We start from the raw sequence: 21,872 nt of genomic DNA, 5'->3' as shown, positions 1-21,872 counted from the left end.
TTACTTCGCCTCGGCGGTTGCGTCGCGGGCCATGGCCGTCGCGCGGTCGAGCGCGGCGGCCATCGCCGCCTGCTCCTTGCCGGTGAACTGGTCGAGAAAGAGTTCGGCGACCGTCGACTGGTACACCTTCCACATCTTCTTGCGCAGCGTGCGCCCCTTGTCGGTGATGCTCGCAAACGCGGCGCGTCCGTCGTCGGCCGACCGCGCGCGCGTGACGAGCCCTTCCTGTTCGAGCCGGTCGACGAGCCGCGTCAGGTTGTAGCGCTCGATCGCGAGCACATCGGCCAGTTCGTGCATGCGGCGCGTGCCATCGGGCCCGCTTTCGAGCCCCCACAACGCGTCGTACCACGCATAGGCCGGAAGGCCTGCCGCCGCGAGGCGGCGTTCGATCTCGCGAATCATCGTCCGGTGCGCGCGGACGAACGAGAACCACAGATCGGGTTCGGGTGCGCTCATGTCAGGTCGTTCCTTTCGTTGAATTGCAGTTGCAATTAAATTTTACCTCGACAACAATGGCCGTCGATACGATTGCAATTGCAATCATTTCCTTGCCCGCTGATCGGTGGGTGTTCCGTCGCGCGACGCGGCGCCACGACCGTCGCCCCGCGCAGCCTGATGCTTCTGGAGACACTGCATGACCGCACCTCTCGCGTTACCCGACATCGACCCGCAGGAAACCCGCGAATGGCTCGATGCGCTCGAATCCGTGATCGCGCTCGAAGGCCGTCCGCGCGCTCACTACCTGCTCGACCAGCTCGCCGATCTCGACGCGGCCCGCCACGGCGACCTGCACGGCCGCGTGACGACCGCCTACGTAAACACGGTGCCGCGCGAGCGGCAACCGGCCTACCCGGGCGATCTCGCGCTCGAACGCCGCCTGAACGCGATGATCCGCTGGAACGCGATGGTGATGGTGCTGCGTGCCGGCCGCCATTCGAACGTCGGCGGCCACATCGCGACCTACCAGTCGGCGGCCGTGCTGTACGACGTCGGCTTCGACCACTTCTTTCGCGGCCGCACCGACACGTTCGACGGCGACATGGTCTACATCCAGGGCCATTCGGCGCCCGGCATCTATGGCCGCGCGTATCTGGAAGGCCGCATCACGGACGCGCAGCTCGACAACTTCCGCCGCGAGACCGGCCGCGAAGCGGGCCGCGACGGGCTGTCGTCGTATCCGCATCCGCGCCTGATGCCGGATTTCTGGCAATTCCCGACCGTGTCGATGGGGCTCGGGCCGCTCACGGCCGCCTATCAGGCGCGCTTCATGCGCTACCTCGAATACCGCGGGCTGAAAGCCCATCAGGGCCGCAAGGTGTGGGCGTTTCTCGGCGACGGTGAAATGGACCAGCCCGAATCGCTCGCCGCAATCTCGCTCGCCGGGCGCGAACGGCTCGACAACCTGATCTTCGTCGTCAACTGCAACCTGCAGCGGCTCGACGGCCCCGTGCGCGGCAACGGCAAGGTCATCCAGGAACTCGAGGGCACGTTCCGCGCGGCCGGCTGGAACGTCGTCAAGGTGATCTGGGGCAGCGGCTGGGATCGCCTGCTCGAACGCGACACGACGGGCCTGCTGCGCCAGCGCATGATGGAATGCGTCGACGGCGATTACCAGACCTTCAAGTCGCAAAGCGGCGCGTACGTGCGCGAGCATTTCTTCGGCAAGTATCCCGAGCTGCTCGAACTCGTCGCCGACCTGTCCGACGACGACATCTGGAAACTGGCGCGCGGCGGTCACGATCCGGAGAAGGTCCATGCGGCGTATGCACAGGCGATGCGCGCGGACGGTCGCCCGACCGTCGTGCTCGCGAAAACCGTCAAGGGCTTCGGGATGGGCGAAGCCGGCGAAGGCCAGAACGTGAACCACCAGCTGAAGAAGATGAGCGCGGACGCCGTGCGCGCGTTCCGCGACCGGTTCGCGCTGCCGGTCAGCGACGCGCAGCTCGACGAGCTGCCCTATCTGAAGCCTGAGCCGGGCAGCGCCGAAGCGCGCTATTTCGCGGAACGCCGCGCGGCGCTGGGCGGCCACGTGCCGGCCCGCTTCAGCACCGTGGCTGCGCTGCCGGTACCGCCGCTCGCCGCGTTCGACGCGCAGTTGAAGGACAGTGGCGAGCGCGGGCTGTCGACGACGATGGCGTTCGTGCGCATCCTCGGCACGCTGCTGAAGGATCCGCAGCTGGGCAAGCTCGTCGTGCCGATCGTGCCGGACGAATCGCGTACGTTCGGCATGGAGGGCCTGTTCCGCCAGATCGGCATCCACTCGCATCTCGGCCAGCTCTATACGCCGCAGGACGCGGGCCAGCTCAGCTACTACAAGGAAGCGAAGGACGGGCAGATCCTGCAGGAAGGGATCAACGAATCGGGTGCGATCGCATCGTGGATCGCGGCCGGTACCGCGTACAGCAACCACGGATTGCCGACGATCCCGTTCTACATCTTCTATTCGATGTTCGGGCTGCAGCGGGTCGGCGATCTCGCGTGGGCAGCCGGCGACGCCCGCACGCGCGGCTTCCTGCTCGGCGCGACGTCGGGCCGCACGACGCTGATGGGCGAAGGGCTGCAGCACAACGACGGGCACAGCCAGGTGCTGTCGTCGGTGATTCCGAACTGCGTGTCGTACGACCCGACCTATGCATACGAACTCGCGGTGATCGTGCGCGACGGATTGCGGCGGATGTTCGCGGAACAGGACGACGTCTATTACTACATCACGCTGCTCAACGAGAACTACCCGCATCCGGCGCTGCCCGATAACGCGGAGGCCGGCATCCTGAAGGGGCTTTACCTGTTGCGCGAAAGCACACCGCGCAACGCCGATGCGACGCGCGTGCAGCTGATGGGCAGCGGCGCGATCCTGCGCGAAGTGATCGCCGCCAGCGACCTGCTCGCGCAGGACTTCGGCGTGTCGAGCGACGTATGGAGTGCGACGAGCCTGACCGAACTGCGCCGCGACGGGCTTACCGCCGAACGCTGGAATCTGCTGCATCCCGAGCAGGCGCCGCGCGTACCGTATGTGCAGCAATGCCTCGACGGCCGCACGGGGCCGGTGGTCGTCGCGACCGACTACATGAAGATCGTCGGCGACCAGATCCGCGCATTCGTCGACGGCCGGCGCTTCGTGTCGCTCGGCACCGACGGCTTCGGCCGCTCGGATACGCGCGAGGCATTGCGCACGTTCTTCGAGGTCGACCGGCACTTCATCGCGATCGCCGCGTTGAAGGCGCTCGCCGACGATGGCGCGATCGAGCGTGCACGCGTCGGAGAGGCCATCCGGCGGTACGGCATCGACATCGACAAGGTCGATCCGGCTACCGTGTGATCATGCGCCGCGCGACAGACACGATCCCACCGGTCTGCCGCGCGGCGCCGCGCGCTACGGCTTCGACTGCGCGAGCGGGGCTTGCGCGCCCTGCTCCGCGCCCGACGGCCAACCGCCCGCAAGCGCCTTGTACAGCGCGACCGTCGACGCCGCGCTGCGCGTCCGCCCGTCGGCCGCCGCGTCCTGCGCCTGCAGCAGCGTCCGCTGCGCGTCGAGCACTTCGTAGTAGTCGATCGCACCGGCCGAGAAACGTGTCTGCGCGAGCTGCGCGGCGCACGCGCTGTCGTCCGCCGCGCGCACGAGGTGCGCGGTCTCGTCACGCGTGCGTGCGACACGCAGCAGCGCGTTCTCCGTTTCCTCCAGCGCGCCGAGCACGGTCTGCCGGTACTGCGCGAGCTGGCCGGCCGCTTCCGCGTCGCTCGCGGCGATCCGCGCACGCACGCGGCCGACGTCGAGGAACGACCAGTCGATGCCGAGCGCGATCAGGTTCGTGTCGCTGCCCGCGCGGAAGAACCCGTAGCTGCTCGTCGCGCTGCCGAGCAGGCCCGACAGCGTGAAGCGCGGAAACAGGTCGGCCGTCGCGACGCCGACGCGCGCGGTCGCCGCGTGCAGCCTTGCCTCGGCGGCCGCGACATCGGGACGCCGGCGCAGCAGGTCGCCCGGCGTGCCGGGATCGATGTCGGCGGCCAGCGCCGGCAGCGGCACCGGCGTGCCCGCCACCGTGCCGGTTTTCGGCCAATCGAAGCGGCCGATCAGCGCATCCGGCGTCTGCCCGGTCAGCACCGCGAGCCGATGCTCGTCGACGCCGATCGCCGCTTCGTACACGGCGATCCGCGATGTCGTCGATTCGTACTGCGCCCGCGCCCGCGCCGCATCCAGCTCAGACCCTCGCCCCGCGCCGACGCGCGCATTGATCAACGCAAGCGTCTGCTTCTGGTTGTCGGCGTTCTCGCGCGCGATCCGCAGCCGCTCCTGCGAGCCGCGCAGATCGACATACGTGCTCGCCACCTCGCCGGCGATCGCGACGCGCACCGCGCGCACGTCGGCCGCGCTCGCCGCCGTTTCCGCGCGCTGGGATTCGATCGAACGACGCACGCGGCCGAACAGGTCGAGTTCCCATGCGGCGTTGATCCCGACGCTGGACGTCGGCGTGTCGCGCTGGCTGCGCGGCGCGCCGAACGCCTGGTCCTTGCTCATCAACTGATGGCCGATCTGGCCGCTAGCGGTGATGGTCGGAAAGCGGTCGAAGGTCGCCTGCGACAGCAATGCATTCGACGCGTCGTAGCGCGACACTGCCACCTGCAGATCCTGGTTCGCCGCGAGCGCCGCGTCGATCAACTGCGTCAGCGCCGGATCGCCGAAGCCACGCCAGAACGTGGCATCGGCGGCAGCCGACGCGTCGGGCAACGTATCGGCCAGCGACGCGTCGCGCTGCGCGGCCGGATGCGCGTCGCGCGCGAACCGCGCGGCCGTGGCCGTATCGGGCCGCTTGAAATCGGGGCCGACCGCGCACGCGGCAAGCGTCACCGACATCGCGAGCGCGGAAAGACGGAAAGCGGCGCTCATCGGTTTTCTCCTTCGAGGGTGCCGTGATGTTCGCTCCAGACGGCCGGCGTGCCGCCCGCGAGCTTGCGGATCGCCACATAGAACACGGGTGTCAGGAACAGCCCGAACAGGGTGACGCCGAGCATCCCCGCGAACACGGTCACGCCGGTGGCGGCACGCACTTCGCTGCCGGCGCCGCTGCCGATCAGGAGCGGCACCGAGCCCGCGATGAACGCGACCGACGTCATCACGATCGGGCGCAGCCGCAGCTTGCACGCTTCGAGCGCCGCTTCGATCACGCCCTTGCCCTGGATTTCGAGTTCGCGTGCGAATTCGACGATCAGGATCGCGTTCTTGCACGCAAGCCCCATCAGCACGACGAGACCGACCTGCACGAACACGTTGTTGTCGCCGCCGGACAGCCATACGCCGAACAGCGCCGCGCACATGCACACGGGCACGATCAGGATCACCGCGAGCGGCAGCGTCCAGCTCTCGTACAGCGATGCGAGTACGAGGAACACGAGCATCACCGCCAGCGGGAACACGACGATCGCCGCGTTGCTCTGCGTGACCTGCTGGTAGCTGAGGTCGGTCCATTCGAGCGTGATGCCGGGCGGCAGCACCTCTTTGGCGATCTGCTGGAGCTTCGCGATCGCCTGCGACGACGACATCACCTTCGGATCGGCATCGCCGATCAGGTCGGCGGCAGGATAGCCGTTGTAGCGAACGACAGGGTCGGGCCCGTACGCAGGCTCCACCGTCACCATCGAACCGATCGGCACCATCTCGCCCTTCGCGTTGCGCGTGCGCAGGTTCGCGATGTCGGCGGCCGTCTGCCGGTGGCCGGCATCCGCTTGCGCCATCACGCGATACACACGGCCGAAGATGTTGAAGTCGTTCACGTACATCGAGCCGAGATACACCTGCAGCGTGTTGAACAGGTCGGTCAACGCGACGCCCTGCGCCTTCGCCTTCAGCCGGTCGACCTTCACCTCGAGCTGCGGGATGTTCGCCTGGTACGAGCTGACGGGATAGCTCATCCCCGGCGTCTTCGCGACCGCGGCCTGGAACGTCGTCAGCGCCTTCTGCAATTCGCCGTAGCCGAGCGCACCGCGATCCTCCAGGTACAGCGAGTAGCCCGAACCGTTGCCGAGGCCCTGGATCGGCGGCGGCATCAGCGCGTAGGTAATGCCGCCGCCGATCGCCGCAAAGCGTGCGTTCAGGTCCGCATTGATCTGCGCGGCGCTGCGATGACGCTGGTCGAACGGCTTCAGGATCACGTAGGAGTTCGTGATGTTCGGCGTGTTCACGCCCTGCAGCGCATTCAGCCCCGCGAACGCCGGCACCATCTCGACGCCGTCGGTGCCGAGCGCGATCTTCGTCATCTGCTCGGTCACCGCGCTGGTGCGCGCAAGCGACGCGCCTTCCGGCAGCTTCGCGCCCGCGAACAGGTACAGCTTGTCCTGCACGGGGATGAAGCCGCCCGGCACCGCGTTGAACAGCAGCGCGGTCGCCGCGAGCAGCACCGCATAGACGGCGAACACCACGCCGCGACGCTTCAGCGTGCGACCGACGACGCCATGATAGCGATCCGAACTGCGCTCGAAGAAGCGGTTGAACGGATGGAACAGCCAGCCGAATGCGCGATCGAGCGCACGCGTGAGCGCATCCTTCGGCGCGCCGTGCGGGCGCAGCAGCTTCGCCGCGAGCGCGGGCGACAGCGTCAGCGAGTTGATCGCGGAGATCACCGTCGAAATCGCGATCGTCACCGCGAACTGCCGGTAGAACTGGCCCGTGACGCCCGACATGAACGCCATCGGCACGAACACCGCGCACAGTACGAGCGCGATCGCGACGATCGGCCCCGACACCTCGCGCATCGCCTGGTGCGCGGCATCGCGCGGGCTCAGCCCCTGTGCGATGTTGCGCTCGACGTTCTCGACGACGACGATCGCATCGTCGACGACGATCCCGATCGCGAGCACGAGCCCGAACAGCGTCAGCGTGTTGATCGAATAGCCGAGCAGATGGAGAAACGCGAACGTGCCGACCACCGACACCGGCACCGCGACGAGCGGAATGATCGATGCGCGCCACGTCTGCAGGAACAGGATCACGACGAGCACGACCAGCACGACGGCCTCGATCAGCGTGTGCTGCACCGCGCGGATCGACTCGCGCACGAACACGGTCGGGTCCCACACCGGGCGGTACGCGACGCCGGGCGGGAACCGCTTCGACAGCTCGTCGAGCTTCGCATACACGGCCTTCGCGACGTCGAGCGCGTTCGCACCCGGCGACAGGAAGATGCCGACCACGGCCGAATGCTTGTCGTTGAAATACGAGCGCAGCGTGTAGTCGCCCGCGCCGAGCTCGATGCGCGCGACGTCGGACAGCTTCACGACCTGGCCGTCGTCGCCGTTGCGCAGCACGATGTCGCTGAATTCCTGCACCGTGCGCAGGCGGCCGCGCACGTTGATCGACACGAGGAAGTCGTTTTTCTTCGGCGACGGTTCGGCGCCGAGCTGGCCGGCCGACACCTGCACGTTCTGCTCGCGCACGGCCGCGATCACGTCGCTTGCGGTCAGCCCGCGCGACGCGAGCCGGTTGGGATCGAGCCACAGCCGCATCGCGTAGTCGCCGGAGCCGTACACGCCGACGTCGCCGATGCCGGTGAGCCGCGACAGCTCGTCCTTCACGTGCAGCGTCAGGTAGTTGCGCAGGTACAGGGAATCGCGGCTGTTGTCCGGCGAATAGAGGCTCACGTACATCAGCGGCGTCGGCGACTGCTTCTGCGTGGTCACGCCGTACTGGCGCACCTCGTCGGGCAGGCGCGACAGCGCCTGGCTCACGCGGTTCTGCACGCGCACGGCGGCCGTGTCGGGGTCGACCCCCTGCAGGAACGTGACGACGACCTGCAGGCTGCCGTCCGACCCCGCAACCGACTTCATGTACATGATGCCTTCGACGCCGTTGATCGCCTCTTCCAGCGGTTCGGCGACCGATTCGGCGATTTCCTTCGGGTTCGCGCCCGGGTACGTCGCACGCACGACGACGCTCGGCGGCACGACTTCCGGGTATTCGCCGGCCGGCAACATCGGAATCGAGATCAGGCCGATCGCGAAGATGACGATCGACAGCACGACCGCGAAGATCGGCCGGTCGATGAAGAATCGGGAGAAATCCATCGTATCGCTCCCGTCACTGCGCGGCCGGCGTGCCGGCGTCGGCCACGGCCTGCGTGGCGTTACCGGCATCGGCGCGCGCGGGCAGCGCCTTCGGCTTCACCTGCGCACCCGGGTAGTAGATCCGCTGCACACCGTCGACGACCACGCGATCGCCCGCCTGCAGCCCCTTCTCGACGATCCGCTCGCCCTCCATCTCGCGGCCGATCGTCACGTCGCGGCGCAGCGCCTTGTCGCCCGGGCCGATCACGTACACGTACTTGCGGTCCTGGTCGGTCAGCACGGCCTTGTCGTCGACGAGCAGCGCATCCTGGTCGCGACCGCTGACGAGCTGCACGCGCGCATACAGCCCCGGCGTAAACGTATGGTCCGCATTCGGCAGCCGCACACGCGCGCGGATCGTGCCGGTTTGCGGATCGAGCCGGTTGTCGAGGAAATCGACGGTGCCCGCGTGGGGGAAGCCCGTCTCGTTCGCGAGGCCGACGCGCACGGGATCGGCGCCGATCGCGCGATGCTTCGGATCGGCACGGCGCGCGTTGTAGCGCAGGTAGCTCTGCTCGTCGCAATCGAAGTACACGTAGACGGGGTCCTGCGACACGACGGTCGTCAGCAGCGTGTCGTCCGCACGCGCGAGGTTGCCGACGGTCGCGACCGCGCGGCCGACGCGCCCTGCGATCGGCGCGCGCACCTCGGTGAAGCCGAGATTGAGCTTCGCATCGGCGACGGCCGCGTCGGCCGCCTGCAGGTCCGCGCGCGCCTGCTCGGCGGTGGCGCGCGCATTGTCGAGTTCTTCCTGCGACGTCGCATGCGCATCGATCAGCGTCTGCACGCGCTTGAGTTGCACCTGCGCGAGGCTCGCGGCCGCTCGGGCCCGCTGCTGCTGCGCGTTGGCGCGGTCGAGCGCGATCCGGTACGGACGCGGGTCGATCTCGAACAGCAGCGCGCCCTGCGCGACGAGGTCACCTTCCTTATAGGCCACGCGCTGCAGATAGCCGCTCACGCGCGGCCGCAATTCGACCGCGTCGACGGCTTCGACGCGCCCGTTGAACTCGTCCGCGAGGCGGACCGTGCGCGGCGCGACCGTGGCGACGCCGACTTCGGGAAGAGGCTGGGCCGACGATGCGTCTTTGCCGTCGTGACAGCCCGACAACGCCAGCAACAATGCACAGGCGGCGCCCAACGGCGACGTCCTGCGTAGGGACAAGGAGAGCATGATGCCTCGCGACGGGTTAAACTGCCGCGTAGCATAAAAGTTGAAGTTAACTTTAAGTCAAGCTTTCCCCGGAGAACGTCATGGGTACCCCGGAAGAACCGAAATGGCCGTTGATGTCGATCCGCGAAGTGGCCGCGCGCAGCGGCGTGCCGGCATCGACGCTGCGGTTCTACGAGATGCGCGGGCTCATCAAGTCGCATCGGAACGGCTCGAGCCATCGTCACTATTCGCGCGCGGTGCTGCGGCTGATCGCGTTCATCGTGTTCGCGCAGAAGATCGGCTATTCGCTCGACGAAATCGCAGAACAGCTCGTCAGCCTCCCCGAGGACACCGCGCCGAGCAACAAGGACTGGCAGCGGCTGTCGCGCGGCTGGAAACAGCGCGTCGCGAGCCGGATCGAGGAGTTGCAGCGGCTCTACATCAACCTCGACGAATGCATCGGCTGCGGCTGCCTGTCGCTCAAGCGCTGCAAGCTGACTAACCCGGAAGACCGCGCGGGCCGCAACGGGCCCGGTGCGCGGCGCTGGCTCGGCGACAAGCCGCCGATGGATGTCGAATGACGGACGCACGCATGCCCGCCGCCGGCGCGGTGCGCGTCACCCGACGCGCCAGCCGCCGTTCACCGCGATCGTCGCGCCCGTGACGAACGACGCGCGCGGCCCGGCGAGCCACGCAACCGCGTCCGCGATGTCATCCGGATGCCCGGCGCGACCGGCCGGCGTCTGCTCGCGGATCGTCGCGGCGATGGCCGGCGCAACGCCGCCGTCGCCGAAGAAGCGTGTGTCGGCGATATAACCTGGCGCGACCGTATTGACCGTCGCACCGCGCGGCCCGAGTTCGCGCGCCAACGCAACGGTGAACCCTTCGACGCCGGCCTTCGCGGCCGCATACGCCAGCCCGCCCGGCAGCAAGCTGCCGGCGCGTGCCGCGATCGAGCCGATGTTGACGATCCGCGCTGCACGGTCGGCCAGGTGCGGCAACACGGCCATCGTCGTCAGGAACAGGCTTTTCAGGTTCGCGTCGAGCACGGTGTCCCACACGTCCTCGGCCTCGTCCGTCCCGGTATCCGCACCGACGCGGCCGGTCAGCCCCGCGTTGTTGACCAGCACGTCGATGCGCGGCCACCGCGCGACGATCGCGGCGACCGCCGCCTCCGCCTCGCGCCGCACGCTCAAATCGCCGGCCTGCCCGATCGCCGCGCCGCCGAGACGCGTGACGGCCGCCTCCAGCCGCGCGACGTCGCGCCCGACGATCGCAACGCGATACCCGTCCTCCACCAGCCGGCTTGCGATCGCGAAGCCGATCCCGCTCGACCCGCCCGTGACGATTGCCGTTCGCTGCCGTTCGTTGCCCGCCATGACCTGCCCTCCTGACTGTCGACGGTTGATGACAAGGCCATTCTGGGCGGCGCCAGGTGATAGGTAAAATACGAATTCGATGATCAACTGATACATGGAAGGTATCGCATGATCGATCTACGCCAGTTCAGGCAATTCATCGCGGTGGCCGAGACGCTGAGCTTCCGGCGCGCGGCCGAGCGGCTGCACATGGCGCAGCCGCCACTCAGCGCGGCGATCCGCAAGCTGGAGGACGATCTGGGCGTGGCGCTGCTCGAACGCGACAACCGCGGCTCGCGACTCACGCCGGCCGGCGAAGCGTTCCTGCTCGAAGCGCGGCGTGCGCTCGAACAGGCCGAGCGCGCGGTAGCCATGGCCCGCCGCGCAGGCGCCGGCCTCGGCGGCACGCTGCGGCTCAGGTTCGTCGACAGCACGGTCAACGCGCTGCTGCCGCTGATCCTGCGTGCATTCCAGGAACGGTATCCGGACGTCGATTTTCAGCTCGAAGAAGGGACGACCGCCGAACAGGTGCTCGCGCTGCGCCAGGACCGTACGGACGTCGGCCTTGTCGTGCTGCCGGTGGCCGATGCCGGCGACGTGCGCGTCGAACCGCTGCTGCGCGACCGGATGGTCGCCGCGCTGCCCGACGGTCATCGGCTCGCGCACCGCAAGCGCATCGCGCTCGCCGAGTTGGCGGACGAACCGTGGGTCATGTTTGCGGCGCACCATGGGCCCGGCATGCACGCGCTGATCGTGACCGCGTGCGCGCAGGCCGGTTTCGCGCCGCGCGTGGTCCAGCAGCCGCGCCAGATGCAGACGACGGCCGGGCTCGTCGCGGGCGGCATCGGCGTCGCGCTGATGCCGCGCCTGTTCGTGCCGATGCAGCCGCACGGCATTACGTTCTGCGAACTGAAAGATGCGGGCAGCCCGCTTGCGTACGAGCTGGCGATCGCTTACCGCACGCCGTCGCCGCTCGTCGATGCGCTGCGCGAGACCGCGCGAAACGCGGTCGGCGAACTGGGGCTGGTTGCCGCGATGTGACCGCGCGCGTTGCGCGCGGCGGCGCTCAATCGCCGAGCATGTTGTACACGACTGCGAGTACGGCCTGCCGGAACGCCTCCGGCCGGGTCGGCAGCGACGTGTACTCCAGCATCATGTGGCTGTACGACACGGTCGTGCCGATCGCGCTCGCGATCATGAAGAACAGCACGTCAGGATCGACCGGGCGGATCGCGCCCGCGTCGACCGCCTCCGTCAGCAGCGGAAACATCGCATCGTGATACGGACGCACGATCCGCTCCTGCAGCCGGTCGAGCCGCCCGCCCTCCTCGGTCGCAGCGGTCGAGAAGAACATGCCGATGTCCGGCTCCGCGAACTCGTGATCGACGCATAGCTCCAATGCGCGCCGCACCCGGTCGCGATGCGGCAGCGACGACATGCGCAGCGTACGCAGCGCATCGAACAGTGGCTCGGCCAGCTCGACGATCTGCTCGACGACAGCCAGCCACAACGTTTCCTTCGTGCCGAAATGATGGGCGATCAGCGCCGCGTCGATGCCCAGCTCGCGCGCGACCTCGCGCACGCTCGTCGCGTCGTAGCCACGCTTCGCGAAGGTGCGGCGCGCGGCCCGCAATATCACGTCCGGACCGACGGACGCATCCGCCAGCGGCCGCCCGCGCGTACGCCGCTTCGACGGCACGCGCTCAGTGACTTCAGCCACGTTTTCCTGCTCCCCTTGAATGGTTCGTATGCCCGTGTTCGGGCCCCGGATTCATGTCCCCGGAATTGGATCGCTCGCCCTGCTCCGTTGACACGCGGAGCCGGGAAGCGCTACGATCATACCTTATTCATCACGTGATGATTTATCCATGACAACCCCTACACGCATCGTCATCGTCGGCGGCGGGATCGCCGGATTGCAGCTCGCGACCCGGCTGGGCGAGCGTCTCGGCCGGTCCGGGCGGGCGCAGGTCACCGTCGTCGACCGCAGTCCGACCCACATCTGGAAGCCAATGCTGCACACGATTGCGGCCGGAACGCGCGACGTCCAGCAGCAGCAGGTGATCTTCCTCGCCCATGCCCGCGACCACGGCTACACGTACCAGCCGGGCGAACTGAAGGGGCTCGATCGAGCGCGCCGCCGCGTGCAGCTCGGCGAGATCCGCTCGCAGGACGGCGAGGTGGTGATCGAGGCGCGTGAGCTCGAATACGACGTGCTGATCCTCGCGCTCGGCAGCCAGGCCAACGATTTCGGCGTGCCGGGCGTGCGCGAGCACTGCTACTTCATCGACAGCCAGCAACAGGCCGAGACCTTCAACGAAGCGTTGCGGATGCGCGTGTTCCGCAGCATCGCGCGCGACGAACCGTTCCGCGTCGCGATCGTCGGCGCGGGCGCGACGGGCGTGGAGCTTGCGGCGGAGTTGAGCCGCCTGCTGGAAGTCGCACAGGCCTATGGCGACGAAACGGTGCGCGAGCGGCTGCAGCTCACGCTGCTCGAAAGCGGCCCGCGCATCCTGAACGCGTTTCCGCCGAGGATTTCCGCGTCGGCGCAGCGGCGCCTCGAACAGATCGGCTTTCACGTGCTGACGGCGACGCGCGTCACGTCGGCCGACGCCAACGGTTTCCACTACGGCGACGGTTCGTTTGCCGAAGCGGACCTGATGGTCTGGGCCGCTGGCGTGAAGGCGCCCGATTTCATGCAGGCGCTCGGCGGGCTCGACACGAACCGCGCGAACCAGGTCGTCGTCGGCCCCACGCTGCAGGCAACGGGCGACGAGCACGTGTTCGCGATCGGCGATTGCGCGAGCCTGCTGCCCGACGGCCAGGAACGGCCGCTGCCGCCCACCGCGCAGGTGGCGACGCAGCAGGCCGAACATCTCGCGAAGCACCTGCCCGCGTGGCTCGACGGCACGCCGATTCCGCCGTTCGCGTTCCACGATTTCGGCGCGCTCGTGTCGATCAGCGACTACGACGCGTTCGGCACGCTCGGGCAATTCGGGTTCTTTCGCGGCGGCTTCATCCAGGGGCGTTTCGCGCAGTTCAGCCACCTGATGCTCTACCGGCGGCACCAGCAGGCGCTGCACGGCTTCTCCAAGGCGACCTTGCTGTGGATCGCCGAACGGATCAACGGCTGGGTGCAGCCGCGCATCCGCCTGTCGTGATGCCGCGCGTTGCGGCACCGCGTAACGTTTCGAGGAAAGCAGACATGAACAACCCTGCAGCGCCCTGGCTCATGACCGTTGCCGCGATCGGCAGCTTCGACATGCCGTCCGTTTCATGGGGCGTCCCGCGGCGGCGCACCGTCACGCGCGACCGCTTGCCGTCGTGGGACGCATCGAGCAAGCCGACCATCAACGTGCTCGAACGGCCCACGGCCGACACCGTGATGATTTCGTGGTGCGATGCGTGCACCGGGCATTACGGCTACCAGAAGTGGCGGCTGTTCACCGCGCGCAAGCGCGGCGTCTGTGCGCTGTCGGGGCGGCCGATCGCGGCCGGCGACAGCGTCTATGCGCCGCAATTGCTCGGCTCGACGCCGGGCAACGCCGCCGCGATGGTGCTCGCGGCGTGCATCGACGAGGCCCTGGCGGCCTGACGTCAGGTCGACGTGGTCTGACCGGCGACATAGGCCGGATCGCGGTTCTGCCGTTCCAGTTCGGCATCGAGATGCGCGGCATGCGTCAGCGCCTCGGATTCCGGCATCAGCTCGCCTTCCCATTTCGCGACCACCGCGCTGGCGATCGAGTTGCCCACCGCGTTCGTGGCCGAGCGGCCCATGTCGAGAAACGTGTCGACACCGAGAATCAGCAACAGCCCGGCTTCCGGGATGTTGAACTGATGCAGCGTCGCCGCGATCACGACGAGCGATGCGCGCGGCACGCCGGCCATCCCCTTCGACGTCAGCATCAGGATCAGCAGCATCGTGACCTGCGTGCCCAGCGACAGATGGATGTTGTAGGCCTGCGCGATGAACAGCGACGCGAACGTGCAGTACATCATCGAGCCGTCGAGGTTGAACGAATAACCCATCGGCATCACGAAGCTCGAGATTTTGCGGCGCACACCGAAACGGTCGAGCGCGTCGAGGATCTTCGGGTACGCGGCTTCCGAGCTCGCGGTCGCGAACGACAGCATGAACGCTTCCTTGATCAGCACGAGCAGCCTGAACACACGGCGGCCGAGGAACAGCAGCCCGGCGGCGACGAGCGTGGCCCACAGCAGCACGAGGCTCACGTAGAAGTCGCCCATGAACACCGCGAACTTCAGCAGGATCGACAGCCCGTTGATCGCGACGGTCGACGCCATCGCGGCCATCACCGCCAGCGGCGCGAGCTTCATCACGTAGCCGGTGATCTTCAGCATCACGTGCGCGAGCTGGTCGATCGCGGCGACGAGGATCTTGCCGCGCTCGCCGAGCGCCGACAGCGCGACGCCGAAGAACATCGAGAACACGACGATCTGCAGGATTTCGTTGTTCGCCATCGCCTCGGCGAACGACTTCGGCACCATGTGGCCGACGAAGTCCTTCAGCGTGAATTTGGACGTCGCGAGATGCGCGGACGCGCCGATGTCCGGCAACGGCAAGCCGAGATTCTCGCCCGGCCGCAGCAGGTTCGCCATCAGCAGCCCGAGCAGCAGCGAGATCAGCGACGCGGTGACGAACCAGCCGAGCGCCTTCACGAACACGCGACCGACCGACGACGCATCGCCCATGTGCGCAATGCCGACGACGAGCGTCGAGAACACCAGCGGGCCGATCACCATCTTGATCAGCCGCAGGAACACGTCGGACACGAGCGAGATGTAGCCGGCAATTTCCGCGGCCGACTGCTTGTCCGGGAACTGCGTGTAGATCAGGTAGCCGACGAGGATGCCGGCCGCCATCGCGAGCAGGATCCAGCCTGCCGCGGACATTCGTTTGTTCATGACGGGATTCGCCGCACGGTGAAGGAGTTGACGGATGAAAAGGCGCGCGCCCCGTGCCGTGCCAGGGAGCGCGCGGAGCGAGCCGGTCAGGCTCGCGGATGTCCGTGAACGGACGTGCTGCCGCCACGCCGGTATCCGCAGGAACGCGAACACCGGCGGCAGCGGTTCAGCATGAAACGATCAGGTCAGTAGCCGATCGCCGAGCCGGCCGGACGGCGCGGGTCGTTGACGCCGTAGATGTAGCCGACGCGCACGTTGCCGGACACCGACGAATCGTTGCCGGAACTCTGGCGGCTCGCCGCTTCGGTGCCCGGCAGGCCGACCATGATCAACTCGGCCGCGCCCCAGGGCGTCTGCTCGACCATCTTGTAGCCCATGTTGCGCAGGATCGAGAGCGTGTCGGGCGACAGGCCGCGGGTCTCGTAGTAGACCTCGTCCGGCAGCCACTGATGATGGACGCGCGGCGCGTCGACCGCATCCTGCGGCGTCATCCCGTAGTCGATCACGTTCAACACGGTCTGCAGCGTGATCGTGATGATGCGCGACCCGCCCGGCGAACCGACCACCATGAACACCTTGCCGTCCTTCTTCACGATGGTCGGCGCCATCGACGACAGCGGACGCTTGCCCGGCGCGATCGAGTTGCGCGTGCCCTGCACGAGACCGAACAGGTTCTGCGCACCGACCTTCACGGTGAAGTCGTCCATCTCGTCGTTCAGGAAGAAACCCGTGCCCGGCGCGATCACCACGGCACCGAAGCGGCCGTTGACCGTATAGGTCGTCGACACCGCATTGCCGTCGCGGTCGATGATCGAATAGTGCGTCGTTTCCGGCTTCTCGTGCACGCCGACACCCGGCTGCACGTCGACCGAGGCGGTCGCCATTTCACCGCTGATGTGCTTGCGGATCTCCGCTGCATATTGCTTGCTCGTCAGCTTCGCGACCGGATTGTCGATGAAGTTCGGATCGCCCAGCAGCGTGTTGCGGTCTTCGTATGCGTGCCGCATCGCCTCGGTCATGTAGTGCACCACCGACGCCGACTGATAGCCGAGCTTGCGCAGGTCATACCCTTCGAGGATGTTCAGCGTCTCGCACATCGTCACGCCGCCCGAGCTCGGCGGCGGGGCCGACACGAACTCGTAGCCGCGATACGTGCACGTCAGCGGCGCGATGTCCTGCGCGCGGTAGGACGCGAAATCGGCGGCCGTGATCACGCCGCCGCCGCGCTTGGCCGCCGCTTCGACGATCTTCGGGATCTCGCCGTGATAGAACGCGTCGGGCCCCTGCTCCGCGATGCGCTCGAGCGTGCGGGCCAGGTCCTTCTGCACCAGGCGGTCGCCCGGCTGCAGCGGCGTGCCATCCGGCCGCAGGAAGATGCGGGCGGCTTCCGGGTCCTTCTTGAAGCGCTCGACCGTCGTGTCGAGGATGTCCGTGTCGCCGCGCGTCAGCACGAAGCCATCGCGCGCCAGCTGGATCGCGGGCGCCATCACCTGCTTGCGCGTCAGCTTCCCGTACTTGCGCTGCGCGAGATCGAGGCCGGCCACCGTGCCCGGCACGCCGACCGCGCGATAGCCGTACAGGCTTTCGTCCGGAATGACGTTTCCTGCCGCGTCGAGATACATGTTCGCGGACGCCGCGGCCGGCGCGGTCTCGCGGAAATTGATGAAGCGGTCGCGGCCGTCGGCCAGGTGGACGGTCATGAAACCGCCGCCGCCGATGTTGCCGCAGCACGAGTTGGTCACGGCCTGCGCATAACCGACCGCCACCGCCGCATCGACCGCGTTGCCGCCTTCCTTGAGGATGTCGACGCCGATCTGCGACGCAAAGTGCTGCGACGACACGACCATGCCGTTCTTCGCTTCGACCGCGGGGGTCGACGCAGCGAACGCGCTCACGCTCATGGCCGACAACAGGGTGAGTACTACGAGCCGCCTCATGACGGAATCCTCCAGACAAGTAAACCGGGCCGTGCCGGGATGTGCGGGCCTGCGATCGCGTGCCGACGCTGCCCATCCGGACATGTAATAAACAATACATTCCGGCAAGGCCGCGATCATAGCACTCGCTTTTTTGCACCAAAACCTAGGGTTATCACCGAAATTAAAGCGGATGTCTACCGAGATGTTGATTGGTGTATGTTTGTTTTATTACATCGATCGACAAAGCAAGTGCCAGAGCGATGCGTCCCTCTAATACCGGGACTTGCACGGCCCGCCGTACGTCAATCGGCTAACATGCGTGGAGTCGCCGGCAGGCCGAGGTCTGCCGTTTGTCATACAGATAAGAGAGCTGGAGTGCCCGATGGGGACGAGCATCAGGGCGTTGCTGTTATCCCAGATGGATAGCTTCACGCCGTCGGAACAGAAGGTTGCGCAGGCGTTGCTGGATCGCTATCCCAGTCTCGGGCTGGGCCCCATCGCGCAATTTGCGAAGCAGGCGGAAGTCAGCGACCCGACCGTGTTCCGCTTCGTCGTCCGGATCGGCTTTCCGAACTACTCGTCGTTCCAGCAGGCGCTACACGACGAGATCGACACCGCGATGAATTCACCGCTCGCGCGGATGGACGCGTTCCATTCGGAAACGGGCATGCGCGACAGTCATTCGGCGATTTTCCAGCGGCTGTCCGAATCGCTCGCGACCATGATCGAAGGACTCGATGCGGCGGCATTCGACGCCGCGGTGACGCTGCTCGCCGATCCGGACGTGCGCATCTTCTGTGGCGGCGGACGCTATACGGCGCCGCTCGCGTCGCTGTTTTCATTCACGCTCGCCTATGCGCGGCCGCATGTGCAGGCGGTCGAACCGAACGTGAATCTCGCGTCGGTCGCGCTGGCCGACATGGGGCGCGACGACGTGCTCGTGATCTTCGACTTTCGCCGCTACCAGAAGGACAGCATCCGCTTCGCGCAGGCTGCGCACCGGCTCGGCACGCGGATCCTGCTGATCACCGACGAATGGCGCTCGCCGATCGGCGCATTCGCGGAGATCGTGCTGCGGATCCAGGGGCGCCCGTTCGCGATGCTGCAGACCAACGTGCCGGCACTGGCGCTCGCCGAAGCGCTGGTGATCGGCGTGACGAACCGGCTGCCGGAGCTGGCAAGGCAACGGATGGAGAAGATCGAGCAGCTCAATACCGGAGGGATCGAGCAGGATACGAATCAGCGGGATTTGCCCGAATGACGATCGCTCGCCATCCGGGCACGGACATCAGCTCTCGACATCCTCGAGGCTGAACACTTCCGTCTTGTCGTTGTACGAAAAGACTTCGCCGTAGCGGCCCCAGTCGATCACCGCGTCGAGCGTTTCCTCGGCCGCTTCGTCCGACAGGAAATCCTCCAGCTCCTGCTCGAAGCGCACGCGCGGCGCACGATGGCCCGGACGCTCGTTGAGCACCTTCCGGATCCGCGCCGCCAGCGGCACATGCTTCAGCAGGTGATCGGCGAACATCAACTTGCGCTCCTGCGTGCCGAATTCCGCGAACACGCGTGCGGGCGGCGTCAGGAACACGTCGCCTTCGCGCACGTCCGCGAAACCGAGGTACTGCAGCACTTCGGCGATCGGGAACAGTTCGTCCACTTCCAGATGCAGCGTGCGCGCGATTTCCGGCATGTCCGCGCGGCCGTGGTACGGCGCCATCGCAAGCGTCTCGATCAGGCCGGCCATCAGGTTGGTCGATACGCGCGGCATCCAGCTGCCGAGTTCGAGCCCCTTCTTCGTCGCCTCGTTGGTCTGGCGCGCGGTCATCTTCGCGTAGATGTCGTCGACGAGCTTGCGGAAATCGGTGTCGAGCCGGTTGCGCGGATGCTTGAACGGCACCTTGATCTCGGCGATCACGCGGCCCGGGTTCGACGACAGCACGAGGATCCGGTCGCACATGAACACGGCTTCCTCGATGTTGTGCGTGACGATCAGCACCGACTTGATCGGCATGCGGCCTTGCGCCCACAGATCGAGCAGGTCGGTACGCAGCGTCTCGGCCGTCAGCACGTCGAGTGCCGAGAACGGCTCGTCCATCAGCAGGATCGTCGGATCGACGACGAGCGCGCGCGCAAAACCCACGCGCTGGCGCATGCCGCCCGACAGTTCGCGCGGATACGCATTCTCGAAGCCGTCGAGACCGATCAGGTCGATCGCGGCGAGCGCACGTTCGCGCCGCTCGCGCGCACCGACGCCCAGCGCCTCGAGGCCGGCTTCCACGTTCTGCAATACGGTCAGCCACGGGAACAGCGCGAAGGTCTGGAACACCATCGCGACGCCTTCGGCCGGGCCGCTCAGCGGCTTGCCGAGGTAGGTCACTTCCCCGCCGGTCGGCTCGATCAGGCCGGCGATGATGCGCAGCAGCGTCGACTTGCCCGAGCCGGAACGGCCGAGCAGGCCGACGATCTCGCCTTCGCGTAGCGACAGGTTCGCATCGTCGAGCACGAGCAGTTCGCCCTGCGACTTGTTGAAGCCGCGGTTCACGTGCTCGACGCGCAGGATTTCTTCGCCGAGACGCGGCGGCTGCAGCGGCTGGGACGTCTTGGCGGGTGCGTTGATAACGGTCGAATTTTGTTGCATCGCGCTTACTCTCAATCGAGACGGAGCCGGGATTCCGCGTAGGCGTACATCGGACGCCACAGCAGACGGTTGAACAGGGTGACGAACAGGGACATCACGGCGATGCCCAGGATGATCTTCGGAAAATCGCCCGCGGCGGTCGTCTGTGCGATGTACGAGCCAAGGCCGTGCGCGACGACCTTCGTGTCGCCCCACTGCACGAACTCCGACACAATGCTCGCGTTCCATGCGCCGCCCGATGCGGTGATCGCGCCGGTCACGTAGTACGGGAAGATGCCGGGCAGGATCGCCTGCCGCCACCACTGCCAGCCGCGGATGCGGAAATTCTTCGTCGCTTCCTTGTAGTCGTTCGGATAGGACATCGCGCCGGCGATCACGTTGAACAGGATGTACCACTGCGTGCCGAGCACGATCAGCGGCGACAGCCAGATATCCGCGTTCAGGTGGAAGTGGACGATCACGATCACGAACACCGGGAACAGCAGGTTCGCCGGGAACGCCGCGAGGAACTGCGCGAGCGGCTGGATCTTCTCGGCCAGCTTCGGGCGCAACCCGATCAGCACGCCGAGCGGCACCCAGATCACCGACGCGATCGCGATCAGCACCAGCACGCGCAGCAGCGTGATGAGCCCGAGCACGAGCACGTGCCCGACCTCGCCCATCGTCACGCCGGTCGCAACGAAGCTGACGACGCGCCACGCGACGTACGCCGTCAGCAGGATCACGAACGCGCCCCACACGATGTCGCCGATGCGCGACGAACGGCGCGACGTCGCGCCACGCGAACGCGTGCCCTTCATCGACGGCAGGCGCAGCGGAATCCGCGCGGCCTGCGACAGCAGCCAGCCGGCCGGCACGAGCAGCTGATGGATCAGATGCGTGCGGCGCATCATGTCGAGCAGCCACGATTGCGGCGCATCGCCCGACGCGGTGTTCTCCATCCGGAACTTGTCGGCCCATGCGACGAGCGGACGGAACAGGAACTGGTCATAGGCCAGGATCACGACCGACATCGCGACGATCACCCAGCCGACCGCGCCGAGGTTCTTGTCCGAAATCGCCTGCGCGAGATACGCGCCGATGCCCGGCAACGTGATGGTCTGATTGCCGACGGTGATCGCCTCCGATGCGACGACGAAGAACCAGCCGCCCGACATCGACATCATCATGTTCCTGATCAGGCCCGGCATCGAGAACGGCACTTCGAGCTTCCAGAAGCGCTGCCACGGCGTCAGGTGGAAGCCGCGCGACACTTCGCTCAGGTCGCGCGGCACCGTGCGCAGCGACTGGTAGAAGCTGAACGTCATGTTCCACGCCTGGCTCGTGAAGATCGCGAAGATCGCCGCGAGCTCGGCGCCGAGCACGCGGCCCGGAAACAACGCGAGGAAGAACGTGACGGTAAACGAGATGTAGCCGAGCACCGGCACCGACTGCAGGATGTCGAGGATCGGAATCAGCACCATGCCCGCGCGGCGGCTTTTCGCGGCGAGCGTGCCGTAGACGAGCGTGAACGCAAGCGACGCGACCATTGCCGCGAGCATCCGCAGCGTGGTCCGCAACGCGTATTCGGGCAGGTTGGACGGATCGAGCGAGATCTTCTGCGTCTGCAGTACGCCGATCGGCGCCATCGTCTGGTGAAAACCGACGATCGCCATCGCGAGTATGCCGATGATCAGCGGAAACGCGACGGCGTCCCAGCGGTTGGGGAGCACGCGCCACGCCGAGGCGTTCGCGGTGCGGTTCGGGTCGAAGAAACTGAGATCCATCGGTAGCGTCTTGTGTCGAAT

At 67.0% G+C, this 21,872-nt stretch carries 16 protein-coding genes; 6 read left to right on the top strand and 10 right to left on the bottom strand.

What is annotated here, in order from left to right; genetic code table 11:
• Entirely contained in the window at positions 1–456 is a 456-nt protein-coding gene (locus tag U5809_RS13825) for a MarR family winged helix-turn-helix transcriptional regulator (RefSeq protein ID WP_322086920.1), read from the bottom strand.
• 178 nt (positions 457–634) lie between these two features.
• Between U5809_RS13825 and aceE the strand changes: the two genes are divergently transcribed.
• Positions 635–3,319, top strand: coding sequence for a pyruvate dehydrogenase (acetyl-transferring), homodimeric type (gene aceE / locus U5809_RS13820; RefSeq protein WP_322086919.1), 2,685 nt, complete (start codon positions 635–637; stop codon positions 3,317–3,319).
• Positions 3,320–3,373: 54 nt separating this feature from the next.
• Here aceE and U5809_RS13815 read toward each other — a convergent pair whose 3' ends face one another.
• Genes U5809_RS13815 through U5809_RS13805 form a run of 3 tightly spaced genes read right to left on the bottom strand, consistent with a single transcriptional unit; the run spans position 3,374 to position 9,256 of the window.
• A complete protein-coding gene (locus U5809_RS13815; protein ID WP_322086918.1) occupies positions 3,374–4,885 on the bottom strand; it encodes an efflux transporter outer membrane subunit in 1,512 nt (503 codons plus the stop codon).
• Positions 4,882–8,055 carry a multidrug efflux RND transporter permease subunit gene (locus U5809_RS13810; protein ID WP_322086917.1) on the bottom strand — a complete coding sequence of 1,058 codons (3,174 nt, stop codon included), beginning with the start codon at positions 8,053–8,055 and terminating at the stop codon, positions 4,882–4,884. The genes U5809_RS13815 and U5809_RS13810 overlap by 4 nt, the downstream gene beginning before the upstream one ends.
• A gap of 13 nt (positions 8,056–8,068) precedes the next feature.
• A complete protein-coding gene (locus U5809_RS13805; RefSeq protein ID WP_415877946.1) occupies positions 8,069–9,256 on the bottom strand; it encodes an efflux RND transporter periplasmic adaptor subunit in 1,188 nt (395 codons plus the stop codon).
• An 89-nt stretch (positions 9,257–9,345) separates the two neighbouring features.
• Between U5809_RS13805 and soxR the strand changes: the two genes are divergently transcribed.
• On the top strand, positions 9,346–9,825 hold the full coding sequence (gene soxR / locus U5809_RS13800) for a redox-sensitive transcriptional activator SoxR (protein WP_310133084.1): 480 nt from the start codon (positions 9,346–9,348) through the stop codon (positions 9,823–9,825).
• Between the two features lie 36 nt (positions 9,826–9,861).
• On the opposite strand, the gene U5809_RS13795 is transcribed toward soxR, so the two are convergent.
• Positions 9,862–10,623: an SDR family NAD(P)-dependent oxidoreductase gene (locus U5809_RS13795; RefSeq protein ID WP_322086915.1), complete on the bottom strand. Its 762-nt coding sequence runs from the start codon at positions 10,621–10,623 to the stop codon at positions 9,862–9,864.
• Between the two features lie 108 nt (positions 10,624–10,731).
• On the opposite strand from U5809_RS13795, the gene U5809_RS13790 reads away from it, so the two are divergent.
• Positions 10,732–11,643 (top strand): LysR family transcriptional regulator, encoded by a 912-nt coding sequence (locus U5809_RS13790; protein ID WP_322086914.1) that lies wholly within the window; start codon positions 10,732–10,734, stop codon positions 11,641–11,643.
• 25 nt (positions 11,644–11,668) lie between these two features.
• On the opposite strand, the gene U5809_RS13785 is transcribed toward U5809_RS13790, so the two are convergent.
• A complete protein-coding gene (locus U5809_RS13785; RefSeq protein ID WP_322086913.1) occupies positions 11,669–12,322 on the bottom strand; it encodes a TetR/AcrR family transcriptional regulator in 654 nt (217 codons plus the stop codon).
• Positions 12,323–12,470: 148 nt separating this feature from the next.
• Between U5809_RS13785 and U5809_RS13780 the strand changes: the two genes are divergently transcribed.
• Both U5809_RS13780 and U5809_RS13775 read left to right on the top strand, forming a co-directional pair.
• Entirely contained in the window at positions 12,471–13,763 is a 1,293-nt protein-coding gene (locus U5809_RS13780) for an NAD(P)/FAD-dependent oxidoreductase (RefSeq protein ID WP_322086912.1), read from the top strand.
• A gap of 44 nt (positions 13,764–13,807) precedes the next feature.
• Positions 13,808–14,197, top strand: coding sequence for a DUF3331 domain-containing protein (locus tag U5809_RS13775; protein ID WP_176050207.1), 390 nt, complete (start codon positions 13,808–13,810; stop codon positions 14,195–14,197).
• 2 nt (positions 14,198–14,199) lie between these two features.
• Here U5809_RS13775 and U5809_RS13770 read toward each other — a convergent pair whose 3' ends face one another.
• Complete coding sequence (locus U5809_RS13770; protein WP_322086911.1) at positions 14,200–15,528, bottom strand: dicarboxylate/amino acid:cation symporter; 1,329 nt, start codon at positions 15,526–15,528, stop codon at positions 14,200–14,202.
• Positions 15,529–15,713: 185 nt separating this feature from the next.
• The gene (gene ggt / locus U5809_RS13765; protein WP_322086910.1) at positions 15,714–17,465 is read right to left on the bottom strand and encodes a gamma-glutamyltransferase; all 1,752 of its coding nucleotides are present in this window, start codon (positions 17,463–17,465) and stop codon (positions 15,714–15,716) included.
• Between the two features lie 364 nt (positions 17,466–17,829).
• On the opposite strand from ggt, the gene U5809_RS13760 reads away from it, so the two are divergent.
• Positions 17,830–18,708 carry a MurR/RpiR family transcriptional regulator gene (locus U5809_RS13760; protein WP_322086909.1) on the top strand — a complete coding sequence of 293 codons (879 nt, stop codon included), beginning with the start codon at positions 17,830–17,832 and terminating at the stop codon, positions 18,706–18,708.
• A gap of 27 nt (positions 18,709–18,735) precedes the next feature.
• Here U5809_RS13760 and U5809_RS13755 read toward each other — a convergent pair whose 3' ends face one another.
• A complete protein-coding gene (locus tag U5809_RS13755) occupies positions 18,736–20,085 on the bottom strand; it encodes a nitrate/sulfonate/bicarbonate ABC transporter ATP-binding protein (RefSeq protein ID WP_322086908.1) in 1,350 nt (449 codons plus the stop codon).
• An 11-nt stretch (positions 20,086–20,096) separates the two neighbouring features.
• Positions 20,097–21,851, bottom strand: coding sequence for an ABC transporter permease subunit (locus U5809_RS13750; protein ID WP_322086907.1), 1,755 nt, complete (start codon positions 21,849–21,851; stop codon positions 20,097–20,099).
• Positions 21,852–21,872: the final 21 nt, after the last annotated feature.

Source organism: Burkholderia sp. BCC1999 (assembly GCF_905339975.1).
Lineage (GTDB): Bacteria > Pseudomonadota > Gammaproteobacteria > Burkholderiales > Burkholderiaceae > Burkholderia.
Note: the sequence above shows the minus strand (reverse complement) of the source record. Positions and strands in the feature narration are given on the sequence as shown.

Coding starts and splice junctions, on each gene's coding strand:
- U5809_RS13790 (WP_322086914.1), top strand. CDS start 10,732: ATGATCGATCTACGCCAGTTCAGGCAATTCATCGCGGTGGCCGAGACG.
- aceE (WP_322086919.1), top strand. CDS start 635: ATGACCGCACCTCTCGCGTTACCCGACATCGACCCGCAGGAAACCCGC.
- U5809_RS13815 (WP_322086918.1), bottom strand. CDS start 4,885: ATGAGCGCCGCTTTCCGTCTTTCCGCGCTCGCGATGTCGGTGACGCTT.
- soxR (WP_310133084.1), top strand. CDS start 9,346: ATGGGTACCCCGGAAGAACCGAAATGGCCGTTGATGTCGATCCGCGAA.
- U5809_RS13825 (WP_322086920.1), bottom strand. CDS start 456: ATGAGCGCACCCGAACCCGATCTGTGGTTCTCGTTCGTCCGCGCGCAC.
- ggt (WP_322086910.1), bottom strand. CDS start 17,465: ATGAGGCGGCTCGTAGTACTCACCCTGTTGTCGGCCATGAGCGTGAGC.
- U5809_RS13750 (WP_322086907.1), bottom strand. CDS start 21,851: ATGGATCTCAGTTTCTTCGACCCGAACCGCACCGCGAACGCCTCGGCG.
- U5809_RS13795 (WP_322086915.1), bottom strand. CDS start 10,623: ATGGCGGGCAACGAACGGCAGCGAACGGCAATCGTCACGGGCGGGTCG.
- U5809_RS13760 (WP_322086909.1), top strand. CDS start 17,830: ATGGGGACGAGCATCAGGGCGTTGCTGTTATCCCAGATGGATAGCTTC.
- U5809_RS13755 (WP_322086908.1), bottom strand. CDS start 20,085: ATGCAACAAAATTCGACCGTTATCAACGCACCCGCCAAGACGTCCCAG.
- U5809_RS13780 (WP_322086912.1), top strand. CDS start 12,471: ATGACAACCCCTACACGCATCGTCATCGTCGGCGGCGGGATCGCCGGA.
- U5809_RS13770 (WP_322086911.1), bottom strand. CDS start 15,528: ATGAACAAACGAATGTCCGCGGCAGGCTGGATCCTGCTCGCGATGGCG.
- U5809_RS13810 (WP_322086917.1), bottom strand. CDS start 8,055: ATGGATTTCTCCCGATTCTTCATCGACCGGCCGATCTTCGCGGTCGTG.
- U5809_RS13775 (WP_176050207.1), top strand. CDS start 13,808: ATGAACAACCCTGCAGCGCCCTGGCTCATGACCGTTGCCGCGATCGGC.